Source organism: Paraburkholderia sp. BL25I1N1 (assembly GCF_003002025.1).
In the GTDB taxonomy this organism is placed as follows: Bacteria; Pseudomonadota; Gammaproteobacteria; order Burkholderiales; family Burkholderiaceae; genus Paraburkholderia.
In genome coordinates this window covers 49,380-75,269 of record NZ_PVZB01000035.1, presented here as the reverse complement: position 1 = coordinate 75,269, position 25,890 = coordinate 49,380, and the positions used below count along the sequence as shown (strand labels likewise).

Below are 25,890 nucleotides of genomic sequence, written 5' to 3'. Positions count from 1 at the left end.
ATAGTGCGGATTACCCGTGTGAAAGTAGGTAATCGTCAGGCTCCCCAGCAGCAAACAGAAACCCCACCCCGCAAAGGTGGGGTTTCTGCGTTTACCATGCTGCCGTACACGGAAAAAACCCACCGTATAACCCCGCCGTATAACCGCCTTCACTCCCGCCCCATCCGCCGCGCATCCGCGTAGCCCGTCAGTTCCAGATACGCCCGTCCGGCATCCACACCTTCACGCCGCACGATCCGTCAATTGCGAGAAACCGTCGACGAGGTTTCCCTCGCCGCCCCACATCGTGCGATCCGGCTAAGCCCGCTTACGCACTGGGATCTGATGCGGTACACCGGCGGTGAATCGATCAAGTCGTTCACTCGCATCGGTGATCGCCCAGAGGGGTGCGCTACGCAACTGTCGGTCGTAATTCGTAGCGATCGTCGCAAAAAGCGCGAAGCCCGTATCGTCCAATTCCCACTTGCCGGCCTCACGACCAGTGTCGAACACTGCCGACACCGCACGTTCCGCCGCTCCTAGCTGCTCACCGGTCACCGAACCGAAACCCGATTCCGCCAGAAAACCCGTCAACAGCATGATTTGCGTGAGCGTTTGTGCGTCGCTCATGCTGCCGGCGCCACGACGCAAAGCGTCGAGGGCCAGATGGACCCGCAGCGCGAGGTCGTCGGCGGTTTGCCGGGGAATCGGCAATAGCATGGCCTTGGCATGCCGCGCACGCGCAGCGCCAGTGTGGCGAGATAACGGAATAGGTTGTGCCATGAAGGTCCAATGTTTATGCCTGTGCAGATGCAATAACGGCGCGGATCGTAAAAGATTGAGCCCTCGTTGTGCAGTCGTGCACGCCATCGCCGGAACGCTTGGAAGGCTGTCTGGCGGCCTTCGTCACCACTCCTGCGTGGAGTCCGGCGCATACGTCTTTCAGGCCTAAGGGCGCGATGCCTTTCAATCTTCCTTCCTGCGAGAGGCATTTCTCCCACCAGAACCTCGGACCTCGAACTTCGCTCCGCGCGATGCCGATCGGCGACCGCGTCGAAACCTCGGCTATATGCCAGACGCAACGGACCATTTGCGTCCCTTCATGAGAGAAAATGACCTCTATCCGCGAGGCCGCATTCCCACCCGGCGTCGCAACGAGACCGCAACCCACCCCGGCCGCATCAAAGCCTCCGCCTCACTCGCCGTCACCCTCCTCCGAAACCGGCGCCACACTTCGCGCCCGCACTCGCCGACGAATCTCCGAATCCAGGATCAAACGTCCACGCAACTTCCCCTTCATCCGCTTCACATAGCGCGGGGCCTCGGTCATGTGGATCACCATCAACTCTCGCACTTTCTCCACATCACGCTCACGCGCCGCCTTCGTAATCGCCTTGTGAATCTTGACGTTGGCCTGACCGAAACGCTCATGCTCAGCTTGCGGCGTATCGTTACGAAACTCGATGAGCTGCCGGATCATTTCATTGATCAACTCGCAACTGAAACGCAGGAACGGATTCGGATTCGCCGCCGCGAGGATGTCGTGGAAATTCACATCTTCCTGACGTTGCCGCACGATATCCTTCCCGCCGTGTGACGAAGCCGGTTGATCACAACACGCAATGCTCGCGTCGAGCGCTTCGAAGTCCTGCTCCGTCAGATGAGGCACGGCCCCCGCCGCGAGTTCGGGCTCAAGCAGTTTGCGCACGGTGTAGATGTCGTCGATCGAAACGTCCTTGAAGAACAGGTAGTTTTGCAGCAGTTGCAGCGTGCGATCGAGCGGCACCTCCACCACCATACCGCCGCCGCTCGGGCCGGTGGTCACTTTGATGAGACCTTGCACCTCGAGCGATTTCAACGCCTCGCGGATCGTGCTCTTGCTCACCGAAAAGAGCTGCTGCAATTCCACCTCGCGCGGCAGCCGGTCGCCTGGCTTCAGGTCTTTCTCGGTGATGAGCCGCTTGATTTCCTCGGCGACCAGATCGCCGCGTTTCTGCTGCTTGATCTCAATCGCGGCGCCAGCCTTGGCGCGGTCCATGGCCATATTCGATGCTCCCAGTTTGTCCTGCACGATCTTCGATCGATTCCCCGGCGCCGTCGCTACCTGAAAGACTGCTCCGACGCCGCCAGGAATTTTGCCTTATTGACACCCGAATTTATTGTACCTACGATCAAGTCCAACCTATTTATCATGATAAATAGAACAAAGCCGATGCAGTGGAAAACTTCACGGCGGCCAGCAAGCTCGAGTAGTCGTTCGCGCAGCGTGTGCAGTTTCGTAGTCGGTCAGTGCGTGTCTCTTTCCTAAGGAGCGTCATTTTGAATCGCCGAAATATGTTGAAGCTGGCCGCGTTGTCGGCCGTTCCGGGCACGTTGGGCTCGCTGGTCGCGCGAAGCGCGTTCGCGCAGGCCGGAACGTTGCAGTTCGCCTGTCCGGTGCCGATGTCGGGTCCATTCGCGGCGAACGGCAAATACGCCGACCTCGGCATGAAGCTCGCTATCGAGCAGTACGGCAAAGTGCTGGGTCAACCGCTCGCATACACGGTGCTCGACACGGAAGGCAAGCCCGCAACCGCCGTGCGTCGGGTTCAGGAAATCGCGCAACAGAAGAATGCGCGCTTCTTTGCCGGCGGTATTCTGTCCTCCGAAGCATTGGCAATGGGCAAGGAAGTGCAGAAGGCGGGCGGCATTTTCATCACGACGGCGGGCGCGGACGAGATCACCGGCAAGGACTGCAACGACGCCACATTCCGCTGGTCGGTGCCGACCTACGGCGCGATCGAGCAGACGGTGCGTCCGCTGATCCAGATGATGCCCAAAGCCAAACGCTGGTACACGATCACGCCGCAATACGTGTTCGGCGACGGTTTGCTCTCGGCCGCGAAGACGGTCTTCAAAGAGAAGGGCATCGAACACGTGGGCAACAGCTATCACTCGCTCAATGAGAAGGAATTCAGCGGCTATCTGACGAACGCAGTGGCGGCAAAGCCTGATGTGCTGCTGATTCTGAACTTCGGCTCGCAGTCGTCCGATACATTGCGCCAGGCCGTGAGCTTCGGCATGAAGAACAATTGCACGATTCTGATGGCCTGGGCGTCCGGACTCGAGCAATTCGAATCGCTCGGCGCGGACCTGTGCGAAGGCGTCTATTTCGGCGCGCAGTATTGGCACGACATTGATTCGCCGTTGAATCGCGATCTCGTCAAACGCGCGAATGCCGCGTTCAAGGCCAATCCCAACTACAGCCTCGCAGGCTCGTATATCTGCACGAAGATCCTGCTCGACGGCATCGTGAAAGCAGGTAACGTCGACCCGAAGAAAGTGGTCGCCGCACTCGAAGGCATGAAGTACGACGGTTTGACCGGCCCGGAAGAAGTCCGCAAAGGCGACCATCAGGTGCTGAAGAACTATTATCTGTTGAAGGGCAAGGCGAAGAACAAGATGAAGAACGCCGACGACTACGCGGATATCGTGAGCTCCGGCCAATCGTTCCTGCCGCTCGACAAAACCGGCTGCAAGATGGCCTGACGCCCAAGTGCCGCATGCAAGCGCGGCGCGGCGCGCATATCGCAATACCGCATCGCGACTTCTCTTTGCACCACCCTTTAGACGGACGCCATGAACGTTTATCTCCTGCAGATCGTCAACGGCATCGGAGTGGGAATGTTGTATTTCCTGCTCGCGGTCGGTTTGTCGATCGTGTTCGGTTTGCTGCGCTTCGTGAATTTCGCGCACGGCGCGTTCTATCTGCTCGGCGCGTACTTCTGCTATCAGGCGATGCAATGGTCCATGAGTTTCTGGACCGCGCTTATAGTCGTACCGGTCGTCGTGGGCGCGCTTGCGTGGGTCGTCGAGAAGCTGATTCTGCGGCACGTGTACGCGCAGCAGCATGAGTTTCATATTCTCGTGACCGTCGGTCTCGCGCTCGTCGTGCAAGAATGCGCGATCCTGATCTGGGGACCGCTCGGCGATAACGTGGCCGTGCCCGACGTGCTGAACGGCGTGGTGATCTGGGGCAGCTTCGTGTATCCCAAGTACCGTCTCTTCGTGATCGGCTTCACGGCGATACTGGCCGCGCTCTTGTGGTGGGTACTGGAAGGTACGCGGCTCGGCAGCGCGGTGCGTGCGGGCAGCGAATCGACGGAGATGGTCTCGCTGCTCGGCATCAACGTATTGCGTGTCTTCAGCCTCGTGTTCGCGCTCGGCGCCGCAACGGCCGCGCTGGCGGGCGTGCTTGCCGCGCCGATTCGCGGCGTCGATCCTTTCATGGGTATCGAAGCGCTCAGCGTCGCATTCGTCGTGGTGGTGGTTGGCGGAATGGGTAATTTTCTGGGTGCGCTGGTGGGTGGATTGCTGGTGGGAATCGTCCAAAGCGTGATGAGCACCTTATGGCCGGAAGGCGCGCGATTGATGATTTACGTCGCGATGGCCGCTGTGCTATTGCTGCGACCGAACGGTCTGCTCGGGAGGGCGGCATGATCGATACCTCGAAACCCATCGTGCAGAGCACTATTTCGTCGAAGACGCCAGCGGGCCTGAAGCACTCATTGCACCGTTATCGCTTCCTGTTGCTGGCGCTGCTGGTCGTGTGCATTTTGCCGCTCACGTTACGCTCCGGATCGCTCGCTACCGAAGTGCTGGTATTCGCACTCGCCGCCCTCGGCTGCAATCTACTACTCGGCCACACAGGGTTGCTCTCGTTCGGACAAGGCATTTTCTTCGGGCTCGGCAGCTATTGCGCGGGATTGGTCCTTACCAAAACAGGGCTGCCGGTTCCCATGGCCTTGCTTGCGTCGGCGGTGATCGGCGCGGCGGCCGCAGCGCTGGTCGGCTGGTTTTCGATTCGCCAGCGCGGCACGTACTTCGTCATGTTGACGCTCGCATTCGGCCAACTGTTCTACTTCCTCGCCTACACCACGCCCGACCTGACCGGCGGCGACAACGGCTTGCTCGACATCCCACGCCCGGCGTTGGGATTGTTCGGTAAAGCGATCGTCCCGTTGACCTCGCCGTGGCAATACTACGGCTTCGTCGCGGTATTGTTCCTCGTGGTGTTCTGGCTGTTGATGCGTGTATCGCACTCAGTGTTCGGCCGTACGTTGCTCGCGATTCGCGACAACGAAGCACGCGCGGCTGCGGTCGGTTACGACGTCAAGCGCTTCAAGCTGATGGCGTTCGTGATCTCCGGCGCGGTCACGGGTCTCGCGGGCGCGCTGCACGCGCTGATGACCGGCATCGCGCCGCTCTCCAACATCGACTATCACACGAGCGAAATGATCCTCGTGATGACGGTGATAGGCGGCACAGGCAATCTGTTCGCTTCTGTATTGGGCGCTGCGTTCTACGTGCTGTTCGCTGACTGGCTCTCGACGTTGTGGCCGCGCTGGCTCTTGCTGCTCGGCATCGTGCTGATGGCAGTCAGCCTGTACATGCAGCGCGGTCTGTGGGGATTGGGCGAACGCATCTGGCAATCGTTGCGCCGTAGATCATCCGCTGATGCAGGCAACGACGCAGACAAGGAGTCCGTATGAGTGAAGCCATTCTGCAAGCGAGCGGCGTGGTGAAGCGCTACGGCAAATTCACAGCGCTCTCCGACGTCACCTTGAACATTATGCCGCGCACGGTGCATTCCGTAATCGGACCGAACGGCGCTGGCAAAACCACGCTCTTTCACGTGTTGACCGGCACGCTGCCTATTACCGAAGGCAAGATCGTTTTCGACGGTCACGATGTCACGCGCGAGCCGGATCATAAACGCGTACGGCGCGGCGTCGCCCGCTCGTTTCAGGTAACGAGCCTGTTCGCCAATCTGAGCGTTCGAGAAAATCTACGGCTTGCCGCGCAAGGTGTCGACGCAGTGCGCGCGTTGAATGCGTGGACGCCGCCGCACGGTGCGCTCACGCATGCGGACATCGTCGACAGCGTGCTCGAGCGGCTCGCGTTGCAGCGTTTCAGCGACGTACCGGCGGGCGCGCTTTCGCATGGTCAGCAGCGGCGGCTCGAAGTCGGCATGGCGCTCGCCGCGCGGCCCAAGGCGATCTTTCTCGACGAGCCGACCTCGGGCATGGGTATCGACGACCTCGACGACATGAAGCAGTTGATTCGCGGCCTGCGCGACGATTACACGGTTGTGCTGATCGAACACAACATGGGCATCGTGATGGACATTTCCGACACGATCACCGTCATGCAGCAAGGGCGTGTGCTGGTGGAAGGCCGCCCCGACGACATCCGCGGCGACGAGCGCGTACGCAGCGCCTATCTCGGCAACATGATCACCGGAGGCCGCGCATGATTCTCGACGTGCAGCAGATTCACGGCTTCTACGGCAAAAGCCACATTCTGCAAGGCGTATCCTTGCAGATCAACGATGGTGAAACGGTCACGCTATTGGGTCGCAACGGCGCCGGCAAATCGACCACGCTGAAAGCGATTGCGGGCGTCGTCGCGCCGCAGCGCGGCACGGTCACATTCAACGGCGCCAAGGTCAGCGGCATGCCGCCGCACAGGATCGCGTCACGTGGCGTCTGCTTCGTGCCCGAGCATCGCGGCATCTTTCGTCTGCTTACCGTCGAAGAAAACTTGCGGCTCGGCGCGCGCAAAGATTCGCCGTGGCAACTCGACGACATCTACCGCATTTTTCCGCGCCTGAAAGAGCGGCGCACGAACGGAGGCGCGCAGCTCTCCGGCGGCGAACAGCAGATGCTTGCGATCGGCCGCGCGCTCATGAATCACCCGCGCTTGCTGATGCTCGATGAACCCGTCGAAGGCCTCGCGCCGGTGATCGTCGAAGAAATCGTCGCGCAACTCAAGCTGATCCGCGAGGCGGGCGTGGCGATTCTGCTGGTCGAGCAGAATCTCGAAGTGTGCACGCAACTCGCGGATCGCCACTACATCATCGAGCAGGGCGTAATCGTCTATGCGGGCGACAACGCGTCGTTTGCCGCGGACGACTCGATCAAGGACCGTTATCTCGGCGTCGGCGTGGTCTGACGCGCATTCAGTCTTCACTACGAGGAAGCATCGATGCAAGTTCGTGAATCAACAACCGTCGCGACGTTCGCAGATCTGCGAGTCGACGGCGCGCGGCTCTGGGACAGTCTCATGCAACTCGCGCGGATCGGCGCCACCGAGAAAGGCGGTGTGTGCCGGCTCGCACTCACGGAGTTGGACCGCGAGGCACGCGACCTCTTTATCGCGTGGACGAAGGAGATCGGCTGCAGCGTGAGGGTGGACGCAATCGGCAACATCTTCGCGCGCCGCGCGGGTTTGCGTGACGACCTGCCACCGGTGATGACCGGCAGCCACATCGACACGCAACCTACAGGCGGCAAGTTCGACGGCAATTACGGCGTGCTCGCGGGACTGGAAGTGCTGCGCACGCTGAATGATGCCAATGTGCGGACACTGGCACCGCTCGAAGTCGCGGTATGGACCAATGAAGAAGGTTCGCGCTTCGTACCGGTGATGATGGGCTCCGGCGTGTTCGCCGGTGCATTTACTCTGGAGCACGCGCTCGAACAACACGATCGAGAAGGCATCACGGTAAGCGACGCGCTGTCTCAGATCGGCTATGCCGGCGAAATCACTAAACCACATGCGGTAGGCGCCTATTTTGAAGCGCATATCGAACAAGGTCCGGTGCTGGAAGCACACGACAAAACAATCGGCATAGTGCAGGGCGCGCTCGGTCAACGTTGGTATGACGTGACGGTGCACGGCATGGAGGCGCATGCCGGCCCGACGCCGATGGAATTGCGTCGCGACGCGCTGCTCGTCGCGGCCGATCTGATTCATGCCGTCAACCGCATCGCGCTCGACCACGCGCCTCACGGTCGCGGCACAGTCGGCTGGCTCGACGTGCATCCCAACTCACGCAATGTGATTCCAGGCCGCGTAACACTCACCGTCGATTTGCGCGCCGCCGACGACGCCACGCTCACGGCAATGGACAGCGCATTGCGCGCCGCATGCTCGGTAGCGCGCGAGAAAACCGGTATCACGGTGGACGTCGAACAAGTCGTGTATTTTCCGCCGCAACCGTTCGCCGCCGAATTAGTCGACGCCGTGAAGCAGGGCGCGGACACGCTCGGATTTTCGTCGATGGACGTGATCAGCGGCGCCGGCCACGACGCCGTCTATCTAGCGCGCGTTGCGCCCGCAGCCATGATCTTCGTGCCCTGCAAAGACGGCATCAGCCACAACGAAATCGAAGACGCGCGCGCGGATCATCTCGAAGCCGGTTGCAACGTGCTGTTGCAGGCCATGCTGAACGCCGCGCAGAACGCGGGGAGCGCGGACGCATGAAGATCCTCATCGCGCGGATGAATCACGAGACCAACACGTTTTCTCCGGTGGCCACGCCGTTGGCGGCATTCGGCCGTAACGGACCGAGCTACGGCGAAGACGCGTTCAACGACAACAAAGGCATGCAAACGGCGATGGCCGCGTTCATCGACGCCGCCGAGCGTGAGCATGCCGACATCGTGACGCCCGTGTCGGCGTCGGCGAATCCGAGCGGGCCGGTCGAGGCCGCCGCTTACGACGCGATCTGCGAGGCGATCGTGTCGGCCGCCGTGGGTTGCGACGCCGTCATGCTCGATCTGCACGGCGCGATGGTCGCCGAGAATTCGAACGATGGCGAAGGCGACTTGCTCGAACGCGTGCGCGTGTTGCTGCCGGATGCGCCGATCGCCGTCGCGCTCGACTTGCACGGCAACGTCACGCAAAAGATGATCGACAACGCCGACGTGATCGTCAGCTTCAAGACCTATCCGCACGTCGATATGTACGAGACCGGCGCGCACGCGGCGCGTCTGATGTTCGACCTGATTCACGGCAAGGCGAAGCCTGTGATCGCGTGGCGCCAGCCGCCGCTGCTCACGCATACGCTGCGCAGCGCGACGGCCGAAGGCGCGATGAAGCGCGCCGTCGACGCCGCGCGCGCGGCCGAGGCCGAGGCCGACGGCATGCTCGCGGTGTCGGTGCTGTCTGGCTTCTCGCTTGCCGATATCGAGGCGCCCTGCATCAGCGTCGTGGTGGTGGGCAACGGCGAGCGCGCTCACGCCGAAGCGGTCGCGGAGCGCATCGCGCGGCAGATCTGGAACGAGCGCGAAGACTTCGTGTATCGCAGCGCACCGCTCGCTGAATCCGTCGCGCAAGCCGCAGCGCTCGCAGCGGACGCCGACAAGCCCGTGCTGCTGCTCGATCACGGCGACAACTGCATGTCGGGCGGCACCTGCGACACGATGGATCTGCTCGAGGAAGCCTTGAAGCAGAAGCTCGACGGCATCGTGAGTGGACCATTGTGCGATCCGCAGGCGGTCGCCGCGTTGATGTCGGCGGGCGTCGGCAGTACGGTGACCGTGACCATCGGCAACAAGGTCGCGAGTGACGCGCTCAAGCCGCGTCCGCCGCTTGCCGTGACCGGCGTGGTGCGCGCGCTGACCGACGGCGAGTACGTGATCAGCGGCCCGACCTACACCGGGCAGCGCGCTTTCATGGGACGCGCCGCGGTCCTCGACACGGGCACCGTCAAGCTCGTGATGACCGAGCGCACGCACGAACCGTGGGACCTCGGCGTGTTCGAGAGTGTCGGCATCGATCCGCGTCGCGCGCGTTTCCTGTTGCTGAAGTCGCGCATGTACTGCCGCCCGGTGTTCGTGCCGATTGCGGCGGCGCTGGTCGAATGCGATAGCCGTGGCGTGACGAGTTCGGATTACGGTCTGTTCGCTTTCAAGCAGCTAAAGCGGCCGCTCTATCCGCTGGATACGCAAACCGAGTGGCCATCGACGAGTTGAACTGACAGAAGTGCCGTCAGGGGCTTGTGCTGAGCGTGCGGCTTCTCTATAATTCGCGCCTCTAAAGGCTCGTAGCTCAGTTGGTTAGAGCACCACCTTGACATGGTGGGGGTCGTTGGTTCGAATCCAATCGAGCCTACCAACGCATCCGTGACGTAGACGAAAGCGGCTTCGCTTTCGTCTACTGTCAGGTTCTCGCATCACCTCGGCGCACTGCTCAGCGTGCCGCTCTGTCCCGCCGGTTTCTCCTCTCCGAATTACCTTGAGTTAGACGTAGCACCGCTCGTGCGCGCGCCAGGTCACGTGGATCCTGGCACGCATGCGGTCGCGTTGTGGCCGGCTGCGATTCGCGAGGCGCCGGCGGCGTAGGCGAGTCGCAGCGCGCGGTCACGGACGCAGCAGATCGTACCCTGCCAGCGTCACAACGCCGCTCACCACGATCAGCGCCACCGAATGCTGTCCGAAGTAGAGCAGGCCGGCCGCCGACCAGCACGTCAAGGCAAATGCCGCAATACGTTTCATGGTTTAGAACCCCAAAGCTACCGCCAACAATCCGCTGATCACGCCGCACACCACGACGGCCAACGCCACGAACGTTAACACGCGCCGCGGAAACGAACGTCCGAGCATCGCCATGGACGGCACGCTGATCAGCGGCAACGTCATCAGCAAGGCGCCAGCCGGCCCGGCCGCCATGCCGAACGAGAGCATGGCCTGGATGATCGGCAATTCGCCCGCGGTCGGAATCACGAACAGCGTGCCGGCGATGGCCAGCGCAATGATCCAGAGCAGGCTGTTGTCGATCTCCGGTCCGACATGCGGAAACAGCCACGTGCGCGCCGCGCCGAGAATCAGCACCAGCACGACGTATTCGGGAACCAGCCGCAGCGTCATCGTGCCGAGGATTTTCACCCAGCGTGCGAAGGCGGTGCCGGGCACATCGACGGCGACCAGCTGCGCCATCGCTTCGCGCGACGCTTCGGCTTCCTTTGGCGTGACCATACGGTTCACCAGGTATCCGAGGCCGAACACCATCACGATGCCCAGGGCGAGGCGCAGGCCCATCCACTGCCAGCCGAGCACAAAGCCCATGAAGATCAGCGTAGCCGGATTCAAGGCGGTATTGCCGAGCCAGAAGGCGATCGCCGCGCCCGGCGCCGCCTGACGCGCACGCAAGCCCGCCACTACCGGCGCGGCGCAGCATGTACACATCATGCCCGGCAACGACATCAGGCCACCCTTCACGACGCTGCCGAAATCGGTCCGGCCGAGCGCGCGCGCCACCCATTGCGGCGGAATCAGCGCCTGTACCGCCGAACCGAGCAGCAGCCCGAGCACCATGGCCTGCCAGATCGCTTTGCCGTAGGCGAGGGCGTAGTCAATGGCAGATTGCCACGACGCCGCCGGCGCGCTCGCCGACGTGCCCATCAGAATCGACTTGCCGATCGAGTGCTGGCTCGCCGCCACGAACGCGCGGTTGTAGTACGGAAACCACTTCACGTAAAAGAGGCCGACCACGGCGATCAGCAGAAAGACGATCCAGCCTAGCGCGACGCGTGGTTGTCGAAGGGTTGATTGCATAGGGGTCTTGAACGTTGGTTTTAATCAGGTGACAGCGAGTGCGCTGCTGTCGAGCTTTGCAAGCAGGGCTTTCGCCTGATCGATGACATCGGCGTCGTTAGGCCGGAAATTCCATTGCAATGCACGCGCCAACTGGACGAAATGCTGATGGCTGCTGCGCGCGTACGCCGGATCGTAGTGACGCCCGATCAACTCGCGTGCGAGTTCGGCGCGCCGGTTGTCGTCGACGAGTTGCTGCCAACCCGTGACACGTTCCCGGCTATGTAAACCGATCATTCGTTGCAACTGTCCCTTGAGTGATTCGGGATCGTCGAACAGATGAGCATAGTCGTGCAGCAGGAAGGCCGCGCGATCTTCGGGGCTCGAGATTACGTCCACGCAGCGGCTCTGATGAACCGCGTCGAGCAGGGCGAGCGGCAGCGCGATAGAACCGATGCGCCGGCTTTCCGCTTCCACGAACACCGGCCGTGCCGGGTCGAACGTGCGCAGCGCGCTCACGAGCAGCGTATCGAAACGCTTCTGCGACGGCTGCGGCACGCCGGCCCAGGCGCCGAGCAACGAGCCGCGATGCGCCGCCAGCGCTTCAAGATCCAGCGTCTGCGCGCCCGCGGTGTTCAGGGCCGCAAGCAGGCGCGTCTTGCCGCTGCCCGTCGGGCCAACCAGCGCGACGTAGGAAAATTTTTTCGGCAACGTGACGAGCGTGTCGAGCGTGGCGCGCCGATAGGCTTTGTAGCCGCCTTCGAGTTGGCGTGCCTGCCAGCCGATCATATTGAACAGCGTGGTCACCGAGCCCGAGCGCTTGCCGCCGCGCCAGCAATAGACCAGCGGCCGCCAGTTGCGCGGCCGGTCGGCGAACGTGGTCTCCAGATGGTGCGCGATATTGCGCGCGACCAGCGCCGCGCCGATCCGCGTGGCTTCGAACGGTGATACCTGTTTGTAAGTCGTGCCGACCAGCACGCGCTCCTCGTTGCTCAGCACGGGCGCGTTGAGCGCGCCTGGAATATGGTCTTCCGCAAACTCGAGAGGCGTGCGCACATCGATGATTTCGTCGAAATCACCGGCTTGTTCGAGGCTGACGAGTAGGTTTTTCAAGGCGTTGGGGCACAAAGGGTCGGCTGCGGCGGGGTGCAATTATCGCACGCGTCGTCCATACGGCCGCGTCGTTCCGCCTGGCACTCGCGGCTCAGATAACCTCGACGCGTCCTTCTCCGTTGACCATTTCGCCGATCACGCATGCTTCGCCGAACCCATCGGCGCTGAACAGGGCGAGCACTTCGTCGACGGCTTGCGGTGCGCACGAGACCAGCAGGCCGCCCGAGGTTTGCGGATCGGTGAGCAGCGTGCGCGCGGTCGCGGAAAATGAGGATCGCAAATCGATGTTTTTACCGTACGCGTCCCAGTTGCGCCCCGAAGCGCCCGTAAAAATACCGGCCTCCGCAAGGCTCACCACGTCAGGCAACCACGGCAGGTCCGCGTAGCGCACACGAGCGGTGAGGTTTGAGCCGCGCGCCAGTTCCAATGTATGGCCGAGCAGCCCGAAACCGGTGATATCCGTGAGCGCATGCACGCCATCGAGTTTGGACAGGTCCGCGCCCGGCCGGTTGAGCTTGGTCGTCGCGCCGATCATGGCGGCGTAGCCGGCGGCGTCGAGGCGGTCCTTCTTCAGGGCTGCCGAGAGAATACCCACGCCCAGCGGCTTGCCGAGGATCAGCACATCACCGGCTTGCGCGCCCGCGTTGCGTTTGACGCGCTTCGGGTCGACCACGCCGATGGCGACGAGGCCGTAGATCGGCTCGACCGAATCGATCGAATGGCCGCCGGCGAGCGGGATGCCGGCTTCTGCGCATACCGATTCGCCGCCCTTCAGCACGGCGGCGATCACGTCGTGTGGCAACACGTTGATCGGCATGCCGACGATGGCCAGCGCCATGATCGGCTTGCCGCCCATGGCGTAGACGTCGGACAGCGCATTGGTCGCGGCGATGCGGCCGAAGTCGAACGGATCGTCGACGATCGGCATGAAGAAATCGGTGGTCGCGACGATCGCCTGTTCGTCGTTGAGTTTGTAGACGGCGGCGTCGTCGGCTGTGTCGTTGCCGACCAGCAGGTCGGGAAAGAACGGCAGCGGCGCGCTGCGCTTGAGCAGGTCGGCAAGCAGGCCTGGCGCGATCTTGCAACCGCAGCCGCCGCCGTGCGACAGACTGGTGAGACGGGGCGACGCGCTTGCGTGGCTGGGAGTATGGTTCATTGTGGCAGGCATTTCAGACGACGAATGACCGACATTATGATGGTTGTTCGGGCAACGCGCAGGGACGGCGGTCGTCGAAGCGATCCGGCCGGAGCGCGAAACACGTCGTCGATTCTTCTGAAGGTACCTCTAAATGCGCGGCGGTCTCGTCATGCGCCCGCCGCAGGAGAGCGGGCGGCAAAAATGCGGCCATCTCACACGTTATTTGTTGCTGCCTGCGCCGGTGCCGTAAAGCCCGTTATCGAAGCCGCCCGCGCCTTGGGGCTTATGACCCTGCCCGGCCGTCTTGCCGCGCGTGTTCGCCGAGCCGCCATCTTTCGTCTGTGGCTTATGCGATTCATGAACTGCCGAGGCGGACGAATCCGGCGCCGACCCCATCGAAGAAGTGCGGCTCTCCTGCTGCGACGAGCCGCTGCCTTGCGTGATCTGGGCAACGCCGTGCGAACTCAGTACGAGCATCGCACCACCCAGCGCAAGCGACACAAGGCCGACCGACGCGCGCCATTTCACCGCGCCGTAAATAGTGCGTGCGGCAGAAGATGTCAAAAGCGGAGCGGTCATATATGTGCCAAAGGTCAGGAGTAAGCGTGGAGGCGTCTGCCTCCTGTCAGCAATAACAGTGCCTCGACTGATGAAACCGGCTGTGGTAATTCATATTCAGTTGCACTGTAGATGGCGTAACTCCTCGCTGCAGGATTTCATACCGCTCTCTATAATCAATATTGGTGTCCCCATAAAGAGCCGAGGCCATTCGATGACCCATATGTCCCGGCGACAATTTCTGAAGGTCTCCGCCACCACGCTAGCCGGATCGAGCCTTGCCCTTATGGGCTTCTCACCCGCGCCCGCGTTAGCGGAGGTTCGTCAGTACAAGTTGTCGCGCACAACCGAAACCCGCAATACCTGCCCGTACTGTTCGGTAGGCTGCGGCATCCTGATGTACGGACTCGGCGACAATGCCAAGAACGCAAAGTCCAGCATCATCCATATCGAGGGCGATCCCGATCATCCGGTCAATCGCGGCACGCTGTGCCCGAAAGGGGCGAGCCTGATCGACTTCATTCATAGCGAAAGCCGTCTGAAGTATCCGGAGTATCGCGCGCCCGGCTCGAATGAATGGAAACGCATTTCATGGGAAGACGCGCTCGACCGCATTGCGAAATTGATGAAGGAAGATCGCGATGCCAACTTTGTCGAGACAACGGCGGACGGCAAGAAGGTCAACCGCTGGCTGACCACCGGCGTGCTCGCCGCATCGGCCGGCAGCAATGAAGTAGGTTATTTGACGCACAAGACTGTCCGCAGTCTTGGCATGCTCGCATTCGACAATCAGGCGCGTGTCTGACATGGCCCGACGGTGGCAGGTCTTGCCCCGACGTTTGGCCGTGGAGCGATGACGAACCATTGGGTCGACATCAAGAACGCGGACGTGATTCTGGTGATGGGCGGCAATGCGGCCGAGGCGCACCCGTGCGGTTTCAAATGGGTCACTGAAGCCAAGGCGCATCGCAAGGCGAGGTTGATCGTGGTCGATCCGCGCTTTACGCGCACGGCGTCGGTTGCGGACTATTACGCGCAGATTCGAACCGGCTCGGACATCGTGTTCCTGGGCGGGGTGATCAACTATCTGCTCACCAACGACAAAATCCAGCACGAGTATGTGAAGAACTACACGGACATGCCGTTCATCGTCCGTGAGGATTTCTCGTTTACCGACGGTCTCTATTCCGGCTACGACGCCGACAAGCGCAAGTACGACCAGAGTTCGTGGGACTACGAACGCGGCGACGACGGTTTTGCCAAAGTCGATCCGACCTTGCAGCACCCGCGCTGCGTCTACCAGTTGATGAAGAAGCACTACTCGCGCTACACGCCCGAACAGGTCGAGAGCACGTGCGGCACGCCTAAGGAAAAATTCCTTAAGGTGTGCGAGATGCTCGCATCGACGGCTGTTCCGGGGCGCGCCGGCACGATCCTGTACGCGCTCGGCTGGACGCATCACTCGATCGGCGCGCAGATCATCCGCACCGGCGCGATGGTGCAGTTGCTGCTGGGCAATATCGGCATTGCGGGCGGCGGCATGAATGCGCTGCGCGGTCACTCGAACATTCAGGGGTTGACCGACCTCGGTCTGATGTCGAACCTGTTGCCGGGTTACATGACGCTGCCGCTGGAAGCCGAGCAGGACTTCGACGCCTTCATCGCGAAACGCGCGAGCCAGCCGCTGCGGCCGAATCAGTTGAGCTACTGGCGCAACTATCGCGCGTTCCATGTCAGTTTCATGAAGTCATGGTGGGGCGACAACGCGACAGCCGAGAACAACTTCGGTTTCGACTATCTGCCCAAGCTCGATAAGTCGTACGACATGCTGCAGGTCTTCGAGCTGATGAATCAAGGCAAGATGAACGGCTACATCGCGCAGGGCTTCAACCCGCTTGCCGCGGCGCCGAATAAGGCGAAGATCGGGGCGGGTCTGGCCAAACTGAAGTGGCTCGTCGTCATGGATCCGCTCGCTACGGAAACGTCGGAGTTCTGGAAAAATTTCGGCGAATTCAACGACGTGGATCCGACTGCGATCCAGACCGAAGTGTTCCGTTTGCCGACCACCTGTTTCGCGGAAGAACGCGGCTCGCTGGTCAGTTCCAGCCGTGTGCTGCAGTGGCACTGGCAGGGCGCGGTCGGCCCCGGAGAAGCGAAGAGCGACCTCGAGATCATGTCGGGGCTATGGCTGCGCATTCGCGAGGCGTACCGGAAGGACGGCGGCAAGTGTCCCGATCCGATTCTCAAGATGAGCTGGCCGTATGCCGACCCGGAAAGCCCGACGCCCGAAGAGATCGCCATGGAGTTCAACGGCAAGGCGCTCACCGACGTCACCGACACGACCGACAAAACCAAGGTGCTCGCCAAACAGGGCGAGCAGTTGTCGAGCTTCGCGCAGTTGCGCGACGACGGCAGCACCGCGAGCGGCTGCTGGATCTTCTGCGGCGCATGGACCCAGGCGGGCAACCAGATGGGCCGCCGCGACAACTCCGACCCGACCGGTATCGGAAATACGCTGAACTGGGCGTGGGCCTGGCCGGCGAACCGGCGGATTCTGTACAACCGTGCTTCGTGCGACGTCAGCGGTAAGCCGTTCGATCCGACCCGCAAGCTGATTGCTTGGAACGGCAAGGCGTGGACAGGAGCGGACATTGCCGACTTCAAGGCCGACGAACCGCCCGAAAACGGCATCAATCCGTTCATCATGAACGCGGAAGGCGTCGCGCGTTTCTTCTCGCGCGATGGTCTGGTGGAAGGGCCGTTCCCGGAGCACTACGAACCGTTTGAAACGCCGCTTGGCTACAACCCCCTGCATCCGAACAACAAGGCGGCCGTCAACAGTCCGGCGGCACGCGTGTTCCCCGCTGACCACGCCGCGTTCGGCACGCACGAGAACTTCCCGCATACGGCGACCACGTATCGTTTGACGGAGCATTTCCACTACTGGACCAAGCACGCGCATCTGAACGCGATCGTGCAGCCGCAGCAGTTCGTGGAGATCGGCGAGGATCTGGCGAAAGAAGTGGGCGTGGTGGCCGGCGATCGCATCAAGGTATCGTCCAATCGCGGGCATATCATCGCCGTGGCGCTCGTCACCAAACGGATCAAACCGCTGATGATCGAAGGGAAGAAAGTCCAGACAGTCGGATTGCCGTTGCATTGGGGCTTCAAGGGGCTCGCGAAGCCGGGCTATCTCGTCAACACGCTGACGCCTTCCGTGGGCGATGGGAATTCGCAAACACCGGAATTCAAATCGTTCCTCGTCAAGGTCGAAAAGGCATAGGGAGAAGAGATGGCACTGCAATCACTGGACATCAGACGCCTCTCGGCCACGACCTTGCCTGAACCACAAGTGCGTGAGCCGGTTACGGGCACGGTCGCCAAGCTCATCGACGTGTCGAAGTGCATTGGCTGCAAGGCGTGTCAGACCGCCTGCATGGAATGGAACGATCTGCGCGATGAAATCGGCACGACAACCGGCATTTACGACAACCCACGCGATCTGAGCGAGCATTCGTGGACCGTCATGCGGTTCTCGGAGTACGAGAACACCGAGGGCGATCTCGAGTGGCTGATCCGCAAGGACGGCTGCATGCATTGCGAGGATCCGGGTTGCCTGAAGGCTTGTCCGTCGCCGGGCGCGATCGTGCAGTACACCAACGGCATTGTGGATTTCCATGAGGAAAACTGCATTGGCTGCGGCTATTGCATTACCGGTTGCCCGTTCAACATACCGCGCATTTCGAAGCAGGACCACCGCGCGTACAAGTGCACGCTGTGTTCGGACCGCGTGGCGGTCGGCCAGGAACCGGCTTGCGTGAAGACGTGCCCGACCGGCGCGATCATGTTCGGCACCAAGGAGGACATGAAGCAGCAGGCCTCGGACCGGATTGAAGATCTGAAGGAGCGTGGCTTCCAGAATGCCGGTTTGTACGATCCGGCCGGCGTGGGCGGCACGCATGTGATGTACGTGCTGCATCATGCCGACAAGCCCACGCTGTATCACGGGTTGCCGCAGAATCCGAAGATCAGCGTGATGGTGGCGCTGTGGAAAGGGCTCGCCAAGCCGCTGGCGCTCGCAGGTATTGCGTTCGCGGCCATAGCCGGGTTCTTCCACTACACGCGCGTGGGTCCGAACGAAGTGTCGGAAGCCGACGAAGCCGAAGCCCAGCACGAAGCCGATGAAGTACGCCGTTCGCGGGAGGCGCCCAATGAAGCACCCTGAGCATACCGATCTGAAGGACGTGAGAGGCAACAGCCTGATCGTGCGCTACACGCCGAATGAGCGCACGAATCACTGGATCACTGCGATCACGTTCGTTCTTTTGGCGCTGTCCGGTCTTGCCATGTTTCATCCCGCCATGTCATGGCTCTACGCGATCTTCGGCGGCGGGCAATGGACACGGATTCTGCATCCGTTCGTCGGCTGCGTGATGTTCCTGTCGTTTCTGATTCTTGCGTTGCGCTTCTGGCATCACAATTATCTCGACAAAGCCGACCTTCAATGGATGAGGCAGATCGACGACGTGCTCAACAATCGCGAGGAAAAACTCCCCGCGATCGGGAAGTACAACGCCGGTCAAAAGCTGGTATTTTTCACCATGGTGATCTGCCTGCTGCTGTTGCTGGCGAGCGGTATCGTGATCTGGCGGCGCTATTTCTCGATCTACTTTCCAATCGAGATCATCCGCCTTGCGGCGCTCGTGCATGCCGCGGCGGCGTTCGTGCTGATCGTCGGCATTGTCGTGCATATTTATGCGGCGCTGTGGATCAAGGGGTCGATAGGCGCCATGACGCGCGGCACAGTGACCTACGGCTGGGCGCGAAAGCATCATCCGAACTGGTTCAAGGAAGTCATCCGTAAATAGTGGGCCATGCATAGTCAGTAGAGGCAGCGCGGCTGCCGGCGCGCTGCACCCGAGCCGCCGCTCCCGTTCAATGAACGGCGGCGGCTCTTCAGTTTTTAGAGGTCGATACCGTGGTTCAACGTATTCTCGAAGCCGGCGATATCGAATCGCTCGATCATTCGGCGATTCCGCGCCTTCGCATGCCGGACCGGCTCGCGGTGTTTGCCGCGCGCGCCGCGCGGCTGCGCCAGCTTGCGGCGCTCGACAATCCGATCGCCGGCTATTTGCGCCTGATGGCCGTGCTCGCCGACGCGCAGCAAGCCGTGATAGCCAGTTTCAAGGCAGCGCCGCCGAGCGCCGAGTTGATCGCGAGTGCGCAGCAGCATTCCATGCCGCTGATTCCCGCGTTTTCCGGCGTGCGTGATCCGGCGTGGCGCGACGTGCTGCACCGGTTGCTCGACAAGGTGGCAGCCGCGGGCCCGCTCACGCCGCCGCTCGAAGCGCTGATCGACCGGCTGCGCACGCTCGACACCGCCGCGCTCGAATTCCAGGCCGATGCGATCTTCGCGCAGCGCTTCGAAGAAATCGATCCGGCGAGCGCGCCGTTCATCGTGGCCGCGCTGCAAGTGGTGTGGACCGACCTCGCCGCCGATATCGACAAGCGCGAGGTGCCGTACATCGAGACGCTCGGCCTGTGTCCCGTGTGCGGATCGCATCCGGTGGCGAGCATCGTGCGCGTGGGCGGCGCGTATGACAATTACCGCTACCTCCAATGCGGCCTGTGCTCGACCGAGTGGCACATGGTTCGCACGAAGTGCTCGAACTGCGATTCGACCAAAGGCATCGCTTATCACACGGTCGGCTCACCGGACGCGGGTGAAGCCGCGCGCGAAGCCGAATCGAAGAACGCCGCGTTGAAAGCGGAGTCGTGCGACGAATGCCATACTTACCGGAAGATCGGCATTCAGTCGAAGGACTACGATTTCGAACCGTTCGCGGACGATCTCGCCAGTCTCACGCTGGATTTGCTGATGGGGGCGGAAGGTTACCGGCGGGCGTCGCCGCATCCGTGGCTGTGGCCCGAACAGGGCGTCAACGCGGATGAGTCTTCCGGCGAGTCCGACTAGCAGCGAATGAATGCGACTAGAAAAGGGATTGGCTCGTGAGCGATGTAAGCGGCTCTGAATTGCGGGCGCTGATGGCGCGCGTGCCGTCGGTGGAAAAGGTAATGGCGTCGGCCGAATTCGCGGCGTTGATTGTCGAATACGGCCGCACGCAGGTGTTGGGCGCGGTGCGCGAGGCGCTCGATCGCTGGCGCGCGGGTGCGCAGTCGGGCGATGCGTCCTTGAGCGCGCTCGACGTCGCGCAACTGAAGAGTTCAGTCGAAGCTGCACTGCGCATGCGCAACGAGTCGCGCTTGCGCAGCGTTTTCAATCTGACCGGCACGGTATTGCATACCAATCTCGGCCGTGCATTGCTGCCCGACGAGGCGGTTCAGGCCGTCATGAAAGCGCTCACGCAACCCGCCAACCTCGAGTTCGATCTTGGCACCGGCAAGCGCGGCGATCGCGACGATTTGATCGACGACCTCATCTGCGAATTGACCGGTGCCGAAGCGGCCACCGTGGTCAACAACAACGCGGCCGCGGTGCTGCTCACGCTGTCGGCGTTGGCGTCGAAGAAGGAAGTGATTGTGTCGCGCGGCGAGCTGGTTGAAATTGGCGGCGCCTTTCGCATTCCCGACATCATGAGCCGCGCGGGCGCGAAATTACGCGAAGTCGGCACGACGAACCGCACGCATCTGAAGGACTACGAGGAAGCCATCGGCCCGCAAACCGCGCTGCTGATGAAAGTCCACGCGAGCAACTATGCAATCAGCGGCTTCACCAAAGAGGTCGCTCTGGATGAAATCGCGCCGCTCGCCCACACGCGCGGCCTCGCGGTTGCCGTGGATCTCGGCAGCGGTACGCTGGTCGATCTGAGCCAATGGGGCTTGCCGCGCGAGACGACAGTGCGCGAAACCGTCGAAGCCGGTGCGGATATCGTCACCTTCAGCGGTGACAAGTTGCTCGGCGGTCCGCAAGCCGGTTTGATTGTCGGGCGACGCGATCTGATCGCGAAGATCAAGAAGCATCCGCTTAAACGCGCGTTGCGCGTCGGCAAACTGACGCTCGCGGCGTTGGAGCCTGTTCTGCAGCTTTATCGTGCGCCGGAGCGGCTCACGCAGCGGCTCACCACGTTGCGCTTATTGACCCGTGCCGCCGGTGACATCCGGCTCGCCGCGGAGCGCGTGCAGCCCGCATTGCAGCATGCTCTCGGCGAACGCTATGCGGTGACGGCGGAGCCGATGTTCAGCCAGATTGGCAGCGGCGCGCTGCCGGTCGACGTACTGCCGAGTTACGGACTGGTCGTCAAAACGGTGGACGGTAAGCGCGGTGGCCGTCAATTGCTCGCGCTCGAAAAGAGGCTGCGCGAGATGGCGCGGCCCGTGATCGGCCGTATCGCAGACGACGCGTTGCGCCTCGATCTGCGCTGTCTCGAAGCCGCCGATGAAGCGGAACTGATCGAGCAATTGAAAGGCGTGCGCGCATGATCGTCGGTACGGCGGGGCATATCGACCACGGTAAGACGAGCCTGGTGAAAGCGCTGTCGGGTATCGATACGGATCGTCTTAAAGAAGAAAAGGCGCGCGGCATTTCGATCGAACTGGGCTACGCGTACGTACCGCTGGAGAACGGTGACGTACTCGGTTTGATCGATGTGCCCGGTCACGAAAAGCTCGTGCATACGATGACAGCGGGCGCGAGCGGCATCGACTTCGCGCTGCTGGTGGTCGCCGCCGACGACGGTGTGATGCCGCAAACGCGCGAGCATCTGGCGATTGTCGAACTGCTCGGGATCCGGCAAGGCGCCGTCGCGCTGACCAAGGTGGATCGCGTCGACGCGCAACGTCTGCACGAAGTGCATGACGAAGTGCGGGCGTTTCTGAGCGGCAGCGTGCTGCAGGACGCGCCCGTGTTCGATACTTGCGCAGTGCAGTCCGACGATCCCGGCGTCGCCGCGTTGAAGGCGCATCTGCACGCGGCGGCCGCGGCATGGCGAATGAAGCGCGACGACGGCCTGTTCCGTCTTGCGGTCGATCGAGTCTTCACGCTCACGGGCCAAGGCACGATCGTGACCGGCACTGCGGTGTCGGGCCGCGTGACGGTGGGCGATACGCTGCTGCTCGCGCCGAAGAATCAACCTGTGCGTGTCCGCAGCATTCATGCGCAGAATCGTCCGGCGCAGAGCGGACGCGCTGGCGAGCGATGTGCATTGAACCTGGCGGGCATCGAGAAGAGCGCGATCGATCGTGGCGACTGGATCGTTGATCCGCGGCTCTCGCAGGCGTCGGAGCGAATTGACGTCATGCTGACGCTGCTCGCCGACGCACCGCAGGCGTTGGAGCATTGGGCGCCGCTGCATGTGCATCTGGGCACGCAGCATCAGGTTGCGCACGTCGCGTTGCTCGATGGCGAAACACTCGGCGCCGGTCAGCGTGCCCGCGTTCAACTCGTGTTCGAGCGCCCGGTTTGCGCGCTGCCGGGCGATCGCTTCGTGGTACGTAACGCGCAGGCCAATCGCACGATTGGCGGCGGCCATGTGCTCGATCCGTTCGCGCCGTCGCGCAAGCGTCGTTCGGCCGAGCGGCTGGCGTGGCTCGACGCGCTTCAGATCATGCTCGACACCGGCACGCTCGACGCCGTCATCGCGAGAGCACCGCATGGCTTGCCGCGCTCGCAGCTGGAACGTTTGACGGGCATGCCGGCGGCCACGCTCGCATTGCCGGCCGATACGCGTGTCGTGGCACTGCCAGGCGAGGACGCATTGCTAATTGCCGATGCGCTTTGGCAAGCGCTCAATACGCGCTTGACGACTACGCTCGCGCAGTACCACGAACGCTCGCCGGACGACCTGGGCCCGGACATCTCGCGCTTGCGGCGCATCGCGGCGCCGCTGGTGGACGACGCGCTGTGGCGCGCGCTCGTCGACGATGCGGCGACGCGTGGCGAGATCGTCAAACGCGGGCCCTGGCTGCATCTGCCGGGCCATACGGTAACGCTCGACGAAGCGGATCGCGCACTCGCGGCGATGCTGCTGCCGGCGGTGAGAGCAGGGCGTTTCGACCCGCCCTGGGTGCGCGATCTGGCCGATGCGAACGGCGTGCCGGAGGAGCGCGTGCGGCAATTGATGCGTAAACTCGCGCGGCGGGGCGAGCTGTTTCAGGTCGTGCGCGACCTCTTTTATCACCCCGAGATGATTCGGGAACTGGCTTCAATTGCGGCAGCCGAGGGGCAAAAGAATGCCGGCACGGTTGCGGCCGCACCGTTTCGCGACGCCACCGGACTGGGCCGCAAACGCGCGATCCAGCTTTTGGAGTTCTTCGACCGGGTTGGGTATACTCGCTTCCACCGTGGGCTGCATCTACTGCGCACGGATACTCGCTGGCTCGATCTGCTCTGAGCATCGGCAACGTGTAGTTCGATCACCGCAGGAAGGCATTCGCGTCCGGTGGCGCGGCTGGGCTTCAAACCCAGTTGAGGGCGTCAGACGCTCTCAGGTCGGTTCGACTCCGGCTGCTTTCCGCCGCGTGGTTTATAAGAACTCTTCTGCGCTGCACAGGTTACCGATGCCGCAGCGGCTTTCTGTGGTTCTGATGACATCTTTCTCTCCTGTAAGGGATGTGCCGCGACACCGGACGCTGGTAGTACATGCCGGTCCGGTTCAGTCCAAATAGCTCGCACTGCCGCTTCACAGGCAGCTTCCCACTTGGCTCGATCATCGCTTGCCGCTCGGACCAGGGAATGGCCCGAGCGCGCGATCCGAAAGATCAGGGCCGTACCCGCGTACCGCCTTCAGAGTTGCGACCAACCGCCATCGACTGGAAGTTCCATGCCTGTCGTGAAGGTTGCATCGAACCCGAGGTAGAGGACCGCCTTCGCAATTTCCTCCGACGTGCCGAAGCGCTTCATCGGAATCATGCCGATCGTCTTCTCCCTAACCTGGGCGATCACGGCTTTATCGGGAAACACTTTGTTGAGGATCGGCGTGTCGATGGGGCCGGGCGTCACCGCGTTGACGCGAATTTCGCGAGGAAGCAGTTCGACGGCGAGCGTTCGAGCGAGTGATCGCAGCGCAGCCTTGGCGGCTCCGTAGGTGGCTTGGCCCGGCAGTCCCTTGACGTTGGCGACAGAGGTCGTGAGGACGACGGAGCCTCCCCGATTGATCAGCGACGCGAACTTCTGGACCGCGAAAAAGGGGCCCTTGGCGTTCAGGTTGAACATCTCGTCATAGATGGCTTCGGTCACGCTCGCGAGAGGCGTTGGAATGCTGAACCCGGCGTTGACGAAAAGCAGGTCGATGGTGTCGAACTCGGTCTTCACCTGAGCGGCGAGGGCGTCGATGTCGGTTAGCGACCGCGCGTCGCTCGAAACCACGATCGCGCCGTCCCCAAGCTCTTGCTGCGCCGACTCCAAGCCCTCCTGCGAGCGGCCGGTCACCAGAACGCGCGCGCCCCCGTCGAGGAGCATCTTCGCTGTCGCGAGCCCCATGCCGCTCGTGCCGCCGATAATCACCACCTTTTTATCCTGGTACCGGTTCATATGTGTTCTCCTTGAGAGGGTTAGGGTTACGTGGCCGATACTTGGCTACTTTGCACTACTATTCATTTAAAATACCGTATGGCCCGTAGGCGATCATGTAACTACGCAATCGCCCGCTGATTCTGGCAACTGCGACCATTTCGCCGCGACCGGCGCGCCTTCAGGACACCGCGCGTAAGGATTCCGCGTACGACCAGTTGACGCCAGAGACGTTGACGACGGCCTGCCACGCGGCTTCTTGGTTAGCGCCATCGAGGAGGTGTGGGTGTAGCTGCGCCTCAATTGGGCCTGAGAACTTCCCTTGAGCGGAGGCGAAGAATTGCCCTGAGACCTCGGTTCCGAACTTCGAGGCCTGGATATACCGGCCCGCTGCCGTCTCCGGCGTCTGATTCATGCCGGGAATGAAGTTCGCGATCGGGATAAACAGATACTTCACGGCCAGGCTAGCTTGTCGCGAAACGTTGGTCGCAGTCGCCGCACCGGGCGAGACAGCGTACGCGGCCATGCCAGAGGGTAGCCGCCGCGCCAGCGCTGCGACCCACCAGGCGACGAAGAGCTTCGCGTCGGCATACGCATTGTTGGGCACGTACTTCACGTTCGGCCCGTTGCGAATCAGGGCTTCCATAGCAGCGGTCAGGTCGCCCTGGTGGTATTTGGCAGCGAGTGCGTCCACGTCGGTGTACTTGAACATGGGTACGCCCCCTCGGGCAGGCTCCGCGCTGGTGATGACAATCCGCGCGTTGGGGCTCAGCAGGTTGGCGCGGAGCAACCCGACAGTCAATTGATGATGACCGATGAGCGGGGCCTGAGAAGCCTCGACGCCCTCCGCCGTGATCACGCGCGCCTTGCCAGGAACCATCCCTGCATTGAGCAGTAGGAAATCGATCGGCCGACCTCGCTTGACGAGTTCGGCGAGCGCGGACTGGACGCTGGCCGGCGTGTCCAACTCCAGCTCAAGCGGCGTGAAGACCTGTCTTTTAGTTTCCGCTGCGAGTTGAGCGGCCGTTTCCTGGACCCGAGCCAGGCTACGGCCAGTGACGATGATCTCGCGCCAGCCCTCTCCGGCAAGTGTGCGGGCAGCCGCATAACCGAGCCCGGAGGTGGCACCGGTGACGAGCACGATCGAATGTTCCATGGGCGTCTCAGTGGGAAAGGGGAAAGGGGAAGGTCGAGTCGTGAGACCACGGACGACTTGCTAATTTAGAACTATTCAGTTATATATTGATGCGATGACGAGTGTCAAGGAGTTTTGA

23 protein-coding genes and 2 tRNA genes are annotated in these 25,890 nt (G+C 62.0%); 16 read left to right on the top strand and 9 right to left on the bottom strand.

Annotated elements, in window-relative coordinates; genetic code table 11:
- Window positions 1-183, top strand: a 183-nt coding sequence (locus B0G73_RS40990; RefSeq protein ID WP_219907318.1) for a hypothetical protein, incomplete at its 5' end; no start/stop codon positions are given.
- A 114-nt stretch (window positions 184-297) separates the two neighbouring features.
- On the opposite strand, the gene B0G73_RS35820 is transcribed toward B0G73_RS40990, so the two are convergent.
- Entirely contained in the window at window positions 298-762 is a 465-nt protein-coding gene (locus B0G73_RS35820) for a hypothetical protein (protein WP_106285789.1), read from the bottom strand.
- Between the two features lie 412 nt (window positions 763-1,174).
- Entirely contained in the window at window positions 1,175-2,023 is an 849-nt protein-coding gene (locus B0G73_RS35815; protein ID WP_106285788.1) for a FadR/GntR family transcriptional regulator, read from the bottom strand.
- A 275-nt stretch (window positions 2,024-2,298) separates the two neighbouring features.
- Here B0G73_RS35815 and B0G73_RS35810 point away from each other — a divergent pair, with 275 nt between their 5' ends.
- From B0G73_RS35810 to B0G73_RS35775, 8 genes are all read left to right on the top strand, one after another.
- Entirely contained in the window at window positions 2,299-3,507 is a 1,209-nt protein-coding gene (locus B0G73_RS35810; RefSeq protein WP_106285787.1) for an ABC transporter substrate-binding protein, read from the top strand.
- A 90-nt stretch (window positions 3,508-3,597) separates the two neighbouring features.
- The gene (locus tag B0G73_RS35805) at window positions 3,598-4,458 is read left to right on the top strand and encodes a branched-chain amino acid ABC transporter permease (protein WP_106285786.1); all 861 of its coding nucleotides are present in this window, start codon (window positions 3,598-3,600) and stop codon (window positions 4,456-4,458) included.
- Window positions 4,455-5,510 carry a branched-chain amino acid ABC transporter permease gene (locus B0G73_RS35800; RefSeq protein ID WP_106285785.1) on the top strand — a complete coding sequence of 352 codons (1,056 nt, stop codon included), beginning with the start codon at window positions 4,455-4,457 and terminating at the stop codon, window positions 5,508-5,510. Before B0G73_RS35805 ends, B0G73_RS35800 begins: the two co-directional genes overlap by 4 nt.
- Entirely contained in the window at window positions 5,507-6,274 is a 768-nt protein-coding gene (locus B0G73_RS35795) for an ABC transporter ATP-binding protein (protein WP_106285784.1), read from the top strand. Before B0G73_RS35800 ends, B0G73_RS35795 begins: the two co-directional genes overlap by 4 nt.
- A complete protein-coding gene (locus B0G73_RS35790; protein ID WP_106285783.1) occupies window positions 6,271-6,972 on the top strand; it encodes an ABC transporter ATP-binding protein in 702 nt (233 codons plus the stop codon). Before B0G73_RS35795 ends, B0G73_RS35790 begins: the two co-directional genes overlap by 4 nt.
- A 33-nt stretch (window positions 6,973-7,005) precedes the next feature.
- Complete coding sequence (locus B0G73_RS35785; protein WP_106285782.1) at window positions 7,006-8,286, top strand: Zn-dependent hydrolase; 1,281 nt, start codon at window positions 7,006-7,008, stop codon at window positions 8,284-8,286.
- Window positions 8,283-9,779 carry a M81 family metallopeptidase gene (locus B0G73_RS35780; protein WP_106285781.1) on the top strand — a complete coding sequence of 499 codons (1,497 nt, stop codon included), beginning with the start codon at window positions 8,283-8,285 and terminating at the stop codon, window positions 9,777-9,779. Before B0G73_RS35785 ends, B0G73_RS35780 begins: the two co-directional genes overlap by 4 nt.
- Before the next feature lie 65 nt (window positions 9,780-9,844).
- A tRNA-Val gene (locus tag B0G73_RS35775) sits at window positions 9,845-9,921 on the top strand.
- 245 nt (window positions 9,922-10,166) lie between these two features.
- Here the strand turns inward: B0G73_RS35775 and B0G73_RS41600 are convergent.
- The 5 genes from B0G73_RS41600 to B0G73_RS35755 all read right to left on the bottom strand — a co-directional run bounded on the left by B0G73_RS41600 (window position 10,167) and on the right by B0G73_RS35755 (window position 14,169).
- A complete protein-coding gene (locus B0G73_RS41600) occupies window positions 10,167-10,301 on the bottom strand; it encodes a hypothetical protein (protein ID WP_258194121.1) in 135 nt (44 codons plus the stop codon).
- Window positions 10,302-10,304: 3 nt separating this feature from the next.
- Window positions 10,305-11,360, bottom strand: a complete 1,056-nt coding sequence (locus B0G73_RS35770) for a permease (protein WP_106285780.1) — start codon at window positions 11,358-11,360, stop codon at window positions 10,305-10,307.
- 24 nt (window positions 11,361-11,384) lie between these two features.
- Window positions 11,385-12,452, bottom strand: a complete 1,068-nt coding sequence (gene mnmH, locus B0G73_RS35765) for a tRNA 2-selenouridine(34) synthase MnmH (RefSeq protein WP_106285779.1) — start codon at window positions 12,450-12,452, stop codon at window positions 11,385-11,387.
- A gap of 91 nt (window positions 12,453-12,543) precedes the next feature.
- Window positions 12,544-13,608: a selenide, water dikinase SelD gene (gene selD, locus B0G73_RS35760; protein WP_106285778.1), complete on the bottom strand. Its 1,065-nt coding sequence runs from the start codon at window positions 13,606-13,608 to the stop codon at window positions 12,544-12,546.
- 201 nt (window positions 13,609-13,809) lie between these two features.
- Window positions 13,810-14,169, bottom strand: coding sequence for a beta-xylosidase (locus B0G73_RS35755; RefSeq protein ID WP_106285777.1), 360 nt, complete (start codon window positions 14,167-14,169; stop codon window positions 13,810-13,812).
- Between the two features lie 193 nt (window positions 14,170-14,362).
- Between B0G73_RS35755 and fdnG the strand changes: the two genes are divergently transcribed.
- The 7 genes from fdnG to B0G73_RS40805 all read left to right on the top strand — a co-directional run bounded on the left by fdnG (window position 14,363) and on the right by B0G73_RS40805 (window position 23,621).
- Window positions 14,363-17,431, top strand: a complete 3,069-nt coding sequence (gene fdnG / locus B0G73_RS35750; RefSeq protein WP_106285776.1) for a formate dehydrogenase-N subunit alpha — start codon at window positions 14,363-14,365, stop codon at window positions 17,429-17,431.
- A gap of 9 nt (window positions 17,432-17,440) precedes the next feature.
- A complete protein-coding gene (gene fdxH, locus B0G73_RS35745) occupies window positions 17,441-18,373 on the top strand; it encodes a formate dehydrogenase subunit beta (protein WP_106285775.1) in 933 nt (310 codons plus the stop codon).
- The gene (locus tag B0G73_RS35740) at window positions 18,360-19,016 is read left to right on the top strand and encodes a formate dehydrogenase subunit gamma (RefSeq protein ID WP_106285774.1); all 657 of its coding nucleotides are present in this window, start codon (window positions 18,360-18,362) and stop codon (window positions 19,014-19,016) included. The genes fdxH and B0G73_RS35740 overlap by 14 nt, the downstream gene beginning before the upstream one ends.
- A gap of 110 nt (window positions 19,017-19,126) precedes the next feature.
- Window positions 19,127-20,122, top strand: a complete 996-nt coding sequence (gene fdhE / locus B0G73_RS35735) for a formate dehydrogenase accessory protein FdhE (protein WP_106285773.1) — start codon at window positions 19,127-19,129, stop codon at window positions 20,120-20,122.
- Window positions 20,123-20,157: 35 nt separating this feature from the next.
- Complete coding sequence (gene selA, locus B0G73_RS35730) at window positions 20,158-21,588, top strand: L-seryl-tRNA(Sec) selenium transferase (RefSeq protein ID WP_106285772.1); 1,431 nt, start codon at window positions 20,158-20,160, stop codon at window positions 21,586-21,588.
- A complete protein-coding gene (gene selB / locus B0G73_RS35725; protein ID WP_106285771.1) occupies window positions 21,585-23,498 on the top strand; it encodes a selenocysteine-specific translation elongation factor in 1,914 nt (637 codons plus the stop codon). The genes selA and selB overlap by 4 nt, the downstream gene beginning before the upstream one ends.
- Before the next feature lie 30 nt (window positions 23,499-23,528).
- Window positions 23,529-23,621 (top strand) — tRNA-Sec (locus tag B0G73_RS40805).
- Window positions 23,622-23,890: 269 nt separating this feature from the next.
- Here B0G73_RS40805 and B0G73_RS35720 read toward each other — a convergent pair.
- Window positions 23,891-24,637 (bottom strand): SDR family oxidoreductase, encoded by a 747-nt coding sequence (locus tag B0G73_RS35720; RefSeq protein WP_106285770.1) that lies wholly within the window; start codon window positions 24,635-24,637, stop codon window positions 23,891-23,893.
- A gap of 160 nt (window positions 24,638-24,797) precedes the next feature.
- Window positions 24,798-25,772 carry an SDR family NAD(P)-dependent oxidoreductase gene (locus B0G73_RS35715; protein WP_106285769.1) on the bottom strand — a complete coding sequence of 325 codons (975 nt, stop codon included), beginning with the start codon at window positions 25,770-25,772 and terminating at the stop codon, window positions 24,798-24,800.
- Window positions 25,773-25,890: the final 118 nt, after the last annotated feature.